This is a genomic window from Microbacterium sp. BH-3-3-3, from assembly GCF_001792815.1.
Lineage (GTDB): Bacteria > Actinomycetota > Actinomycetes > Actinomycetales > Microbacteriaceae > Microbacterium.
This window is the reverse complement of sequence record NZ_CP017674.1, coordinates 1,975,482-1,988,011: the sequence shown is the minus strand read 5'-3', so window position 1 is coordinate 1,988,011 and position 12,530 is coordinate 1,975,482. Positions and strand designations below refer to the sequence as shown.

The window sequence follows — 12,530 nt, the reverse complement described above, 5'->3', positions numbered from 1 at the left end:
CTTCTTTCGTGTGGTTCGGATGCCTGCTCGGTCACGCGGACCGGCGGATGGCATCCGGAATTTCAGGGATCGTCACGCTCGAGAGCGCGGCGAAGATCAGAACGGTGTGTCGTCTCCGTAGGAACCGGGAGTGCTCCACGCGTCGGCGCCGCCGCCGCTGTTGCCGCCGTTGTTCGACCCGGGAGTCGACCACGGCTCATCAGCCGACTGCTGCACCTGCGGGCGCTGTCCGCCCCCGCCACCACCGCCGCTGGACGCGGCACGGGTGACCTGAGCGGTCGCGTAGCGGAGCGAGGGTCCGATCTCATCGACTTCGAGTTCGATGGAGGTGCGGTTGTTGCCCTCGCGGTCCTGGTACGAACGCTGCTTGAGGCGACCGGTCGCGATGACACGGGAACCCTTCGTCAGCGAACCGGCGACGTGCTCGGCGAATTCGCGCCACACCGAGGCACGCAGGAACAGCGCCTCGCCGTCTTTCCACTCGTTCGCCTGACGGTCGAACGTGCGGGGAGTCGACGCGATGGTGAAGTTCGCGACCGGAAGACCGTTCTGCGTGTAACGCAGTTCGGGGTCGGCCGTGAGGTTGCCCACAACGGTGATGACGGTTTCGCCGGCCATCGTCGTTACTTCGCAGCCTTCTCGGCGGACTCGACCTTGCGGGGAGCGGCGGCCTTGCGAGCAGCCTTCTCCTCGGAGCGCTTGGCTTCGGCGGCAACCTGAGCGATGGCCTCTTCAGCCCGCAGGACCTTGGTGCGCATGATCTGCTCGTTCAGCTTCAGCTGACGGTCGAGCTCGTTCGTGGCAGCGCTGGTCGCGACGAAGTTGACGACGGCGTAGATGCCCTCGTTCTTCTTGCGGATCTCGTAGGCAAGGCGACGGCGGCCCCAGATGTCGATCTTGTCGATGGTTCCCCCATCGGCCGTGATGACCTTGAGGAATCCGTCGAGCTTCGGAGCGACCTGGCGCTCGTCGACCTCGGGATCGAAGATGACCATGAGTTCGTACTGGTGCGTCACTAACCCACCTCCTTCGGACTAGAACGGCTGACGGGCATTTCCCGGCAGCAGGAGGGTGTGGTGCACGTTGTCGCGGGCTTATACGCGCATGGGCGTGACCGGACAACCTTCGTAGTCTAACGGATGCCGGCTCCCCCGGGGAATCGGCGATCGGTAGCGTGGAGCACACCGACGGCGGGGGGCCGCATGACAGGGATACGACCGTTCGACGCGAGGGCACTCCTGATACCCGAGGATCGCGCGGGCGCGCGCGCCTTCACCGCACGGCTGCGCGCCGAGGGGCGCCTGCCGTCGGGCAACGGTGCCGTCGCGGTGGTCGCGTACACGATCGCGTTCGCGATGATCGCCGGAATGGGCGTGTTCTTCGCGTTCTTGGTCGCGGTCTTCGCCTCGGTGCTGCACGAGGGCGCGATCGTCGTCGGGTTCCTCTTCGTTGTGCCCGTGCTGCTGGGACTCGGCGCCCTGATCGCCGGCATCCTCGTCGCTCAGCGCGGCGTGCGGGCGCAGGAAGACCGCCGGTGGCGGATCGCCGGGTTCGCCCGCGACGTGGGCATGGAGTACATCCCCGCGGTGCCGGCGCCCCCGCTTCCCGGGGTGATCTTCTCGCTCGGCAGCGCTCGCACGGCGACCGATGTGGTGCGGGGCCTGCAGCCGCGCTTCGTCGAGATCGGCAACCACTCGTACGTCGTGAGCAACGGCAAAATCAGCACCACCGTGCGGTGGGGCTACATCGCCATCCGCCTCGGCACGCCGCTCCCCCACATCGTCCTCGATGCCACGGCGAACGACGGCGCGTTCGGGTCGAACCTTCCGGCGTCGTGGGTGCGAGGCCAACGGCTCAGCCTCGAGGGAGACTTCGACCGCCACTTCCGCCTGTTCTGCCCCGAGGGCTACGAACGCGACGCGCTGTACCTCTTCACTCCCGACGTCATGGCCCGGTTCATCGACAACGCCGCGGTGCTCGACGTCGAGATCGTCGACGACTGGTTGTTCCTCTACTCCCGCGAGGAGTTGTCGAGCGTCGATCCGGGGCGCTGGGCGTGGGAGTTCTCGGTGATCTCCGCGCTGCTCGACAAGCTCGAGCAGTGGGAGCGGTGGCGTGACGACCGCATGACCGCCGTGCCCGCGCCGACTCCGGCCCCCGTCGCCCACGCCGGGGGAGCGGCATCCGGGGGCGCACCCGTCGTGCCTGCCCGCCTGCTCCAGCCGCACCCGCGGGGAGTGGCTCCGGCCGGCCGTCGACTGCGTCGCAGCAATCCGTGGGTCGTCGTGCTGGTGATCGTGGGCGGGGCGTTCGCCGTGGGAGTGGTGATGCTGCTCGTGCCGCTGCTGGTCCTGGTGTCGCTGTGAGTACCGTCGACGAAGGGAGGCGATCACGATGACCCGGAACGCACCGTTCGACCCCGCGCCGCTCACCGAGCCCGTCGACCGCGCGACGGCGCGCGCGTTCAGCGCGCAGCTGCGACGCGAGGGCAGACTGAGCGGTCGGCTCGTGTCGATCGTCGTGCTGGTGATCGTGGGCGCCGCGTTCCTGCTCGTGGCCGTGCCGGTCTTCGGCGCGATCGTCGCGTCGTTCTTCGCACGCGACGGCTCCGGCCCGATCTCCCTGCTGGTCCTCGCCTTCTTCCTGGCCATCGCCGTCTTCACGGGTGTGGCGATCATCCGCGGCCTCGGGGGAGCGGCCGTGCGCCGATACCGCCTGGACCGCTTCGCGCGCGCCAACGGGATGACCTGGCATCCGGGGTTCGCGAACCCCGAGCTTCCCGGCATGATCTTCGGCCTCGGTCGCGCTCGCGAGACCAGCGATCTCGTGCGCGGAGAACGTCCGCGGGCCGTGGAGATCGGCAACTTCTCGTACGAGACGGGGTCGGGCAAGAACAAGCAGACGCACCGGTGGGGGTACGTCGCCCTCCGCCTCGACACCCCGCTGCCGCACATCGTCCTGGATGCCGTGGGCAACAACGGCCTCTTCGGGGGAACCAACCTGCCCGTCTCGTTCGGCCCACGCCAGCGGCTCAGTCTCGAGGGCGATTTCGACAGGCACTTCGCGCTGTACTGCCCGGAGGGGTACGAGCGCGATGCACTGTATCTCTTCACGCCCGACGTGATGGCGCGCTTCATCGACAGCGCCGCCGCGCTCGACGTCGAGATCATCGACGACTGGCTGTTCCTCTACTCGCGGCGCGAGCTGTCGACGCTCGACCCCGCCGTCTGGGAGCGGTTGTTCGTGACCGTCGACGCGATCGACGACAAACTCGCGCAGTGGGCGCGCTGGCGCGATGAGCGGCTGTCGGCCGCAGCCTCGTCGGGGGTGCCCACGGTTTCGGTCGACGCCGGAGTGTCGTATCCGGCCGCTCCGCTGCTCACTCCCCCACCCCGGGGCGTCGCCGTGCCTGGTCGACGGTTGAAACGCCGCTTCTCGTGGGTCACCGTCGTCGTCGCGGTCGCCATCGGCGGCTGGTGGGTGTTCACCCTCGTCTTCGACCTCTTCCGTTGACGGGGTCGAGGCGAACGCATTCCGACGGAGGAATGTATTCCTCTGGCGTCATACGTCGACGTCGGCCCCGACATTCAGAAGCTCACCGGCGGCCTCGGCCCCCGTGCGCAAGCCGATACGGGGGGCCACCTCCTCGGCCAGCAACTCCAGCGAGCGCAGCGTCACCTCGTGCGCGGGGTCGACGGAATGCACCTGGAAAGCCACATCTGTCGCCCGGGCCAGGGTGAGATCGGCGGTCAGTGAGGCCACGACCTCGTCGACGGTGCCGAGGTGGGTGTCGGAGTCGCGCGCCAGATCTCGCAGATCACCCGAGTCGTCGCGTCGAAGGAAGGTGCGGGTGAGGCGCCGGATGCCGCGCTCAGCTCCGCGCCAGGTCTCGTCGAGGTCGGCAGCGTCGACCACCACCGCCGTGCGCGAGGCGAGGATGCGGGGCTCGACCCCCGACGGCAACGCCGCGAGGTAGGCCTCGATGACCGGCAGCTGGACATCGTGCAGCGCCTGCCCGGGTTCTCGGGGCTGCGTGCGCGAGAGCAGAAGACCGTCGCCCTCCCGCCCGGCGCGACGCCCGCCGTCGACCGAGAAGGTCGCCTGCCAGAGGCGTGAGCCCAGGTGGGGAGCTGGGGGGTTGAGCCGCAGCTCCGTGTCGCGGATCCCGCGCCCGGCGAAGGCGTCGCGGAGTACCGAGACGTGCTCGGCCTGGATCTCGCGCCGGTCGTCGGACGAGCGGCGGAACGCGGCGAACGACGAGGGAGTGCCACCGGTGCCGATGCCGAGCTGCACGCGCCCTGCGCTCAGGGCGTCGACGAACGCGGCATCTTCGGCCACGCGAACCGGGTCGTCGATGGGCAGCGTCACGATGCCGGTTCCCAGGGCGATGTGGTCGGTCTGCACGGCGGCCGCCGCCAGGAACGGGAAGGGCGACGGCAGTCCCCCCTCGTCACGGTCGAAGTGATGCTGGGCGACCCACAACGACGCGAAGCCGAGCTTCTCGGCCGCACGCACCTGTTCGAGCGCCGCACGATACCGCTGGCCGTCGGTTCCGGCATCCAGAAGTCGGGTGAAGAACCCCAGCCGCGCGCCGACCCGCGTGCTCTCGGGCACCCCGCTGATTCGCGCCATTCTTCGAGCCTAAGCGGGGCCTCCGGTCAGCGGGCCGGTACCGCGATCGCGTCCCCGGTGCGCGCGAGATCGGCCTCGAGCTCGCGCACGATCGGGATCACCGTCTCACCGAAGTGCTCGAGCTCCTCCTGGAAATGCAGGAAGCCCAGCAGGAACAGATCGACACCGCGCTTCTTGTATTCGATGATCCGTTCCGCGATCTGCTGCGCGTCGCCGAACAATTTCGTGCGGAAACCGTCGTTGTACTGCACGAGGTCGTCGAGCGACGAGTCGGCCCACATGCCCTTGCCGTCTTTCGTGGCGGCACCGGCTTCTTGCACGCTCCGACGGAATCCCTGCACCGCGCTGTCGTCGGCGTGCTCGATGATGTCGCGCAGCTGCGCCTCGGCCGCGGCACGGCTGTCGCGCTGGATGACGAAGCCGTTCAGGCCGAAGCGCGTGCGGCGCCCGTGCTCGGCGGCGACGCGCGTGACGTCGTCGTACTGCTCGGTGAAGCCGTCGAAGTCCTTGCCGTTCGAGAAGTACCAGTCCGAGAAGGCGCCGCCATTGAATCGCGCGGCGGTGCTGTTCCCGCCCTGGAAGATCTCGGGGTGGGGGCGCCCCGGCACCTCGTACGGGAACGGACGCAGCGTGAAGTCGGTGATGTCGTAGTACTTGCCGTGGAACGAGAACTTCTCGTGTGTCCAGAGGCCCCGCAGCACCTGGATGAATTCGGCGGCCCGCTCGTACCGCTCATCGTGTTCGAGCCATTCCAGACCTAGGTCGGTGTACTCGTCTTTGAACCATCCGCTGACCACGTTCACCGCGGCCCGCCCGTGCGAGAACTGGTCGGCGGTGTTGATGAACTTCGCGAGAACCGCCGGATGCCAGATCCCCGGGTGGATCGCCGAGATGACCTTGAGTCGCTCGGTGTTCAGCAGCAGCGCGAGGCTGATCGAGGTGGACTCGTGCTGCTGGGCCGCGCCGTAGCTGGAGGCGTACCGCACCTGGCTCAGCGCGTACTCGAAGCCGACGCGCTCGGCCGTCTGCGCCAGCTTCACGTTGTAGTCGTAACTCCAGTCGGTGCGCTGCTCGATCGAGCTGATGACCAGTCCGCCACTGACGTTGGGAACCCAGTAGGCGAACTTCAGGGGCTCGTGGGTGGGGGAGATGTCGGTCATGGAATCCTCCTCGCGGATCGGAACACGGCCACCGTCGCACCGGGTCGGCTTCGGGTCAACGTCATGTGACGGCCCGTTTCGCCCCGTGACCCCGGGCGTCTGGGAACGGGTGAGGATGGACCAATGACCTCCCCCCAGCGCGTGCGATTCGGCTACTGGACCCCGATCTTCGGCGGGTGGTTGCGCAACGTCGACGACGAGCAGACGCCCGTGTCGTTCGCCCACATCGCCGAGATCGCCCGCGTCGCCGAAGAGGGCGGCTTCGACCTGACGCTCATTCCCGAGCTCAACCTGAACGACATCAAGGGCGTCGAAGCCCCGTCGCTCGACGCGTGGGCGGTGACCGCCGGTCTGGCGGCGGTGACGTCTCGTCTCGAGCTCATGACGGCGGTGCGCCCGGGGTTTCACAACCCGTTCCACACCGCGAAGCAGGCGGCGACCATAGACGAGATCAGCGGGGGGCGCTTCACGCTGAACGTCGTGTCGGCCTGGTGGGCCGAAGAGGCCAAGCAGTACGACGGCCTGTTCAGCGCGCACGACGACCGTTACGCCCGCACGATCGAGTGGGTCGAGGTGCTGCGGGGCCTGTGGACGCAGACCCCCTTCGCCTACGAGGGCGAGTACTACCGCACCGAGGGCACGTACACCGAACCGAAGCCGCAGGTGCTTCCGCGCCTGTACGCCGGGGGCGAGAGCGAGGCCGGTCGCACCGCGATCACGCGCTTCGCCGACGCGTACCTGACGCACGGCGGCACGCTCGAGGAGCTGTCGACGAAGGTGGCCGACATGCGCCGTCGGCGCTCCGAGGCCGGCGCCTCGCCGTTCGAGGCGTTCGGCATGGCCGCGTACGCGGTCGTCCGCGACACCGACGACGAGGCCCAGGCCGAGATCGACCGCATCACCGACGTGCGCGGGGGAGCGGCCTACGGCTCTTACCAGGACTTCGTGAGCAAGTCGAAGCTCGACACCCCGGTCGACCTGAAGGAGTACTCGGTGTCGAACCGCGGCCTGCGGCCCAACCTCATCGGCACGCCCGATCAGGTTGCCGAACGCATCGTCGAGTTCGCGAACGTCGGCGTCTCGACCCTGCTGCTGCAGTTCTCGCCGCACCTGCCCGAACTGCAGCGTTTCGCCGCCGACGTCATCCCGCGCGTGCGGCGCCTCGAGGCTCTCCGCGACGCCTGATCGCGGCGCCCTCGCGCTGCGCGCGTCTCCCCTGGTGAGGGTTCCGAACGCGCCCCACGCTCTACGTGCGCTTCCCCAGCGTTGAGTGTCCAGAACACGCCGCTCAGTCGGGGTGGGGTGCGGCGTGTCTTGGACACTCAACGGGGGGAGAGAGCGGCCTGCGCGTCTCCACGCCGCGCGCGCTGCGCGGGCGTCCCCAGCGTTGAGTGTCCAGAACACGCCGCTCAGTCGGGGTGGGGTGCGGCGTGTCTTGGACACTCAACGGGGGGAGAGAGCGGCCTGCGCGTCTCCACGCCGCGCGCGCTGCGCGGGCGTCCCCAGCGTTGAGTGTCCAGGACACGCCGCTCAGTCGAGCGCGGATGCGGCGTGTCTTGGACACTCAACGGGGGGCGGGGAGGAGTGCTGCGTCGGCGTCAGGGGCTGAGCTCGACAAAAGCCGCCGAGGCCGACGGATCGGCCCGCGGTGCGGCGCCGCCGGCGTCAGACCGCGCGAAGCGCCTGATCCAGGTCGGCGATGAGGTCTGCGGCATCCTCGAGGCCGATCGACAGACGCACGAGACCGTCGCCGATGCCGAGACGGTCGCGCGTCTCTTGCGTGAAGCCCAGGTGGGTCGTGGTCGCGGGGTGCAGCGCCATCGAGCGGGTGTCGCCGATGTTCGTCATGCGGCTGAACAGGCGCAGCGCGTCGAAGAACCGCTCTGCGCCGTCGCGGCCCCCGGCCACCGTGAACGAGAATACCGATCCCGAGAGCCCGCCGTAGTCGCGGACGGCGAGCGCGTGCTGCGGGTGCGACGGGAGTCCGGCGTAGTCGACGCTCTCGACGCCGCCGTGTTGCTCGAGCCACGTCGCGATCGTGTGTGCGCTGGAGAGGTGTTGGCGCATGCGCACCGACAACGTCTCCATGCCCTGCTGCAGCAGGAAGCCGTTGAGCGGCGACAGGGCGGGACCGGTGTCGTTGGCGATGCCGAACCGCAGGAAGAACTCGAACGCGCGAGGGCCGAACGCGTCGACGAACGAGGCGTGTTCTGCGATCGGCGTTGCGGTGATTCCTGGATAGGGGCGATCGGATGCCGGCCAGTCGAACGTTCCGCCGTCGACGACGGCACCCGCGAGATTGGCGCCGTGACCCGAGAGGAACTTCGTCGCGGAATGCACGACGATGTCGGCTCCGTGCTCGATGGGACGGATCAGGAAGGGGGTCGCGATCGTGTTGTCCACGACGAGGGGGATGCCGTGCCTGCGTGCCACTCGGGCGACGGCGTCGATGTCGACGACGTCGTTCTTCGGGTTCGGCAACGTCTCGGTGAAGATCGCCTTGGTCTCGGGCCGAATGAGGGAGTCCCACTCGCGCTCGTCGCTGGGGTCCCAGACGTAGTCGACGCTGACACCCATGCGCGCGAAGGTGCGGTCGAACAGCACTCGGGTTCCGCTGTAGATGCTCGCGGTCGACACGAGGTGCTCGCCGCTGCCGGCGAGACCCAGCAGGGCCATGGTGATGGCTGCCTGGCCGGAGCCGACGACGATCGTGCCGGCACCGCCTTCGAGCGACGCCAGTCGTGCTTCGGCGACCTGGTTCGTCGGGTTCAGGTTTCGCGAGTACAGGTGCCCCAGATCGGCGCCGCCGAACCGATCGGTGGCCTCTTGGAACGAGGCGAAACGGTACGCCGCCGACAGGTGCACCGGGGTGATGCGGGAGCCGTGCGTGAGGTCTTCGACCTCGCCGGCGTGCACCTGACGCGTCGCGAACCCGAAGCCGTGCCACTCTGTGTGCGGCGAGGCAGCCTCAGCCACGGGCACCCACAGCCTCTTGGGGGAGCAGCGAACCCAGCCAGCGCGCGATGGCACGCGGTCCGGAACGCGGCGCGGTCGCCTCGACATCGGGGTTGTAGTTGGTGTTGGTGTTCACGTCGTAGGTGACGGTGCGTCCGTCACGGGTCTCGATGAACTCGATCCCGGCGATGCCGACCCCCTCGGCGGCGAGGAAGGCCAGGTAACGGTCGATGAGTGCCTGGTCGACGTCATCGCGGAGGCGGAAGAGGGGCTCGGGCTCGACACCGTCGGCTCCGGGCACCGCGCAGGCCTCGGCCGGGCAGAGCTCGAAGCTGCCCGCGCTCGTGTCGACTCGAACGGCGTAGACGAACTCGCCCGCCACGAACTCGGCGCGGGTGATGAACGGCGCCTTCGCGACCAGGAGTTCTTGCAGCAGCGTGATGCCGTCGGGCGACGGCTCGAACTCGGGGAGGAGACCCATTCCGAGAACTCGGCCACGGAGTCCCAGCGGCGTACGCCGAGGCCCTTGCCTCCCTGGTTGTGCTTGCTGATGAACGGTGCCCCGAACTGCTCGGCCTTCGCGGCGAGATCGTCGACGCCGAACACCGCGACGGTCCGCGGCACATCGATACCGGCGTGACGCAGAGCCGCATGCTGAGCGACCTTGCTGACCTCGAGCTCCAGCACGTCGGCGCCGTTGATGACGGTGCGCCCCCACGACGCCAGCCAGCGCAGCACGGCACGGCCGAACTCCTTGCTGTGCGCGTGATCACGCGTATGCGCCGAGGCACTCAGACGCGACCAGAAGATGCCCTCGGGCGGCTCGACCGACAGGTCGATCGACCCGTCGGTGAGCAACCACTCCTCGAACGGCACACCCTCGGCTGTGAACGCCGCCTCGAACGGCGGGAGCCACTGGGGGTTCTCATGGATGACGTAGACCTTGCCCGACATGTGGTCAGGCTAACCCGAGGCTCGGACATCGCGGGTGCGGAGCGTCACCGGAGGACACCCTGAAGTTCGTTCGGTCCTCTCAGTGCGTCGTACCCGACGACGTGTGGGAAAAAGATGAACGTGTCACGCCGTTCAGCAGAAACACGTCACCGGGGACGCAGGGGCTGACGTAGCCAAAGTTGGCGATCCCTGTTCCGAGCCAGAGATTCGAAGTGGAACCGTCCTGTTTCACGCCCTGCAAGAAAGGCGGGTCGGAAAGTATGTATCGGACGGGATCAAGATCGCTGTTGACTGCGGGGGCGGCATCGACGCCCAAGGCCAACCAGCGCTCGCGCACAAGCTCGATCAGATCTTGAGGTCGTCCGGGAATGTCCGCCGCAAGCCTTGAGTCGAGACGCAATTGCACCCGCGCCTGTCCATCAGTAACCCCGCACGATAGCCATTTCTCATCTGTCGACCACGCGTCCTCACCCACGACAGCTCGCACAGCCGCGTACAAGTCGTTCCCGCGAGATAAAACACTGTCGACGGTCATGGTTTCTTCCTCAGATTGGTTCGTGAGCGAGCAGCCCGTAAGTGCGATGCACGCCAGGAGAACGATCGAGACCTTCAACCGTCGTCTCACAGTTCGTTCTCACCCCATTTCTTTCCATCTCTCACCGCGCGATCCTCGGCGGTGCCACCCAGAACGAGACGCCCGTCGTTGCCCATCGTTGCGAGCGCCGTGTTGTACATGGAGGTGGTGTTCGGCGTGAAGTAGCTGGCGTCCGCTTCGGTCTCCGTCCCGAACGGCCCATGCTTGGACACCGCGTAAAGCTCCTTCCCCTCGACGACCGCGGACTCCGACGAGAACACCGAGGCTCCGAACCCGCCGCTCGTCGGGTCTGTGCGTCCAGATAAGACCTGGCCGATCGGGGCCCACTCGTCACGCCTCGATTGCGACGAGAAAACCTGCCCCTCGGGGACATTCAGTGTCGAGGCATCGCCGACATCGCCAGAAATTCCAGCGGAGCCGAGCATCACGAGGTGATCCGCCTCCGCTTGCCGCAGCGCAAGGGTGGCGACGTCCGTTCCGTAGGAATGCGCAACGACGGAGAGCTCCACCGGAGAACCGTCGCCAGCTGTAACTCGCAGTGATTCCAGGTCGTACGCGAGACTGCGGGCTCCGACTCCGGCTAGGTCATCGGAGGCCACCTCCAGCGCGTGGCTATCCGGCATGGGTGGGTGATATCCGATCCAGGCAACCACGCCAAGATCATCGCGATCGACGCCGGATACGCGAGATTGCTGCCCGGCGAGGGCATCAGCGACTTTCGCGTACGCCTCCATGTCACCACCGACCGTCGTCCCCATCCCCGGCACGATCACCGAAATGTGACGAGCCCGATCCAGATCGCCCACCGCTACCTGCGCCAACGGGGGCCGATCGAGCACGAGCGAGGCGAGGGTATTGCCCGTGGCAGCTCTCTCCAGTGCCTCCAGCGCAGCGACCTGATCGGACTGATCCCAGGGGCTATTCCTGGCATCCTGAAGCGCTTGCGCGAGCACGATGCGATTCGCGCGGTCCCGAGACGCGTACGCGACGCCGCCCAGGTTCCCGATCACCCCGGGTGCTTCGGTGATGAGCACCTCGCGCACGTCGGGGTCGAGATCGCGCCACCACGGCGCGATGGCCGCAGGGTCGGCCTGTGCGAGCCTCACCACCAGGTCGGGCCGTGCCCTCAGCAGAGCGGTCAGGGCAGACGGATCGAGCGCGGACATCACCGACAGCACGTGCGCCGACGGCACCGCGGTGCGCCCGAGGCCCTCACCGATCGAGACCCAGACCTCGCCTCGCGCGCGAAGCGGCTCGATCAATGCGTGCACCGCGGCCGCGGCGATGTCACCCGCGGCGAGCACGTCGGCGCACGCGTCGGCGAGCATCGCTTCGGCCCGGCGCAGGGCCTCAGCGCGGGAACTCGGCGCTGCGCCCTGATGGCGTCCGTCCGAAATCATCAGCGGCCATCCGCTCGCGAAGGAACGGAATGCGGGTAGCTCGCCACCGTCGGTCGGCAGCGATGAGGCGTAGGCCCATGCCTCGATGGCATCCTGAGCCAGCCCCTGGGCGCGCGACAATGCGCGGCCATACGTCTGCATCGGTTCGACCAGGGCCTCCAGCGCCTCACCGATCAGCTCCCATCGCCGCGCGATGAGGTCGATCCGCGCGCCGTAGGCGTCGGAGGCGCTCCCCGTCCATCCGTCGATCTCGTGCTGTCGCCGCAGGGAGTGAGAGATGTCATCGGCGACCGAAGATCGCTGCCCGCCGAGACGCACGAGTTCGTAGGCCGCCTCGACGGAGCCGGGAACCAGCTCAGAGGCCAACGTCGTCGCGCCCAGGGCACTCATCGCTGCGCGCCGATGGCGTGGGCGTCTCGTTCGCCGTCGGCATCCGCTCGCTCGTAGATCTGCGCGGTGGCGCGCAGACTCGCTGCCACGGCGTCGATCTGCGTCGTGGCCTCCGTCCAACCGCCCGTCAAGGACTGCAGCAACTCCTCGGCCGCCGCGCTCAGCCGCGCGTGCCCCAGGTTGCGTGTCGGAGTCAACGACGTCTGTACCCCAGCGTGGTCCGCCGCGGCGTCGACCACGTACGCCGCACGGCGCAGTGCCTCCGGCTCGACCGTGAATTTCTGCATCCCCGCACGGTACTGAGGTCTGAGCAGTCGCCTCGGGAGTTATCCACAGATCCACCCCTCACGGGGAAAGGTTCGCCCGCGCTCGTCGCGGGAGCGCCGAACTTCACCCATCCACCCCGACCCATGACGAACGTCACCCCCACGACGTGACCCACGC

General features: G+C 68.0%; 12 protein-coding genes. 3 read left to right on the top strand and 9 right to left on the bottom strand.

Features of this window, described 5'->3' with window-relative positions:
• Window positions 1-96: 96 nt before the first annotated feature.
• Both BJP65_RS09145 and rpsF read right to left on the bottom strand, forming a co-directional pair.
• A complete protein-coding gene (locus BJP65_RS09145; RefSeq protein WP_070408927.1) occupies window positions 97-618 on the bottom strand; it encodes a single-stranded DNA-binding protein in 522 nt (173 codons plus the stop codon).
• 5 nt (window positions 619-623) lie between these two features.
• A complete protein-coding gene (gene rpsF, locus BJP65_RS09140) occupies window positions 624-1,016 on the bottom strand; it encodes a 30S ribosomal protein S6 (protein ID WP_055832381.1) in 393 nt (130 codons plus the stop codon).
• Between the two features lie 186 nt (window positions 1,017-1,202).
• Between rpsF and BJP65_RS09135 the strand changes: the two genes are divergently transcribed.
• Window positions 1,203-2,366, top strand: coding sequence for a hypothetical protein (locus BJP65_RS09135; RefSeq protein ID WP_070408926.1), 1,164 nt, complete (start codon window positions 1,203-1,205; stop codon window positions 2,364-2,366).
• A 28-nt stretch (window positions 2,367-2,394) separates the two neighbouring features.
• On the top strand, window positions 2,395-3,513 hold the full coding sequence (locus tag BJP65_RS09130) for a hypothetical protein (protein WP_070408925.1): 1,119 nt from the start codon (window positions 2,395-2,397) through the stop codon (window positions 3,511-3,513).
• A 48-nt stretch (window positions 3,514-3,561) separates the two neighbouring features.
• On the opposite strand, the gene BJP65_RS09125 is transcribed toward BJP65_RS09130, so the two are convergent.
• Window positions 3,562-4,632: a putative FMN-dependent luciferase-like monooxygenase gene (locus tag BJP65_RS09125; RefSeq protein WP_070408924.1), complete on the bottom strand. Its 1,071-nt coding sequence runs from the start codon at window positions 4,630-4,632 to the stop codon at window positions 3,562-3,564.
• A gap of 26 nt (window positions 4,633-4,658) precedes the next feature.
• A complete protein-coding gene (gene sfnG, locus BJP65_RS09120) occupies window positions 4,659-5,792 on the bottom strand; it encodes a dimethylsulfone monooxygenase SfnG (protein WP_070408923.1) in 1,134 nt (377 codons plus the stop codon).
• Between the two features lie 123 nt (window positions 5,793-5,915).
• Between sfnG and BJP65_RS09115 the strand changes: the two genes are divergently transcribed.
• On the top strand, window positions 5,916-6,977 hold the full coding sequence (locus BJP65_RS09115; protein WP_219811343.1) for an LLM class flavin-dependent oxidoreductase: 1,062 nt from the start codon (window positions 5,916-5,918) through the stop codon (window positions 6,975-6,977).
• Between the two features lie 480 nt (window positions 6,978-7,457).
• Here BJP65_RS09115 and BJP65_RS09110 read toward each other — a convergent pair whose 3' ends face one another.
• From BJP65_RS09110 to BJP65_RS09095, 5 genes are all read right to left on the bottom strand, one after another.
• Window positions 7,458-8,768, bottom strand: a complete 1,311-nt coding sequence (locus tag BJP65_RS09110) for an O-acetylhomoserine aminocarboxypropyltransferase/cysteine synthase family protein (RefSeq protein ID WP_070409929.1) — start codon at window positions 8,766-8,768, stop codon at window positions 7,458-7,460.
• A complete protein-coding gene (locus BJP65_RS17095) occupies window positions 8,761-9,228 on the bottom strand; it encodes a hypothetical protein (protein WP_308447280.1) in 468 nt (155 codons plus the stop codon). Before BJP65_RS17095 ends, BJP65_RS09110 begins: the two co-directional genes overlap by 8 nt.
• 552 nt (window positions 9,229-9,780) lie before the next feature.
• Window positions 9,781-10,236 carry a hypothetical protein gene (locus tag BJP65_RS16555; protein ID WP_156784857.1) on the bottom strand — a complete coding sequence of 152 codons (456 nt, stop codon included), beginning with the start codon at window positions 10,234-10,236 and terminating at the stop codon, window positions 9,781-9,783.
• Between the two features lie 86 nt (window positions 10,237-10,322).
• Window positions 10,323-12,086 carry an alpha/beta hydrolase gene (locus tag BJP65_RS09100; RefSeq protein WP_070408922.1) on the bottom strand — a complete coding sequence of 588 codons (1,764 nt, stop codon included), beginning with the start codon at window positions 12,084-12,086 and terminating at the stop codon, window positions 10,323-10,325.
• Window positions 12,083-12,373 (bottom strand): type VII secretion target, encoded by a 291-nt coding sequence (locus tag BJP65_RS09095; protein ID WP_070408921.1) that lies wholly within the window; start codon window positions 12,371-12,373, stop codon window positions 12,083-12,085. The genes BJP65_RS09100 and BJP65_RS09095 overlap by 4 nt, the downstream gene beginning before the upstream one ends.
• Between the last annotated feature and the right edge of the window lie 157 nt (window positions 12,374-12,530).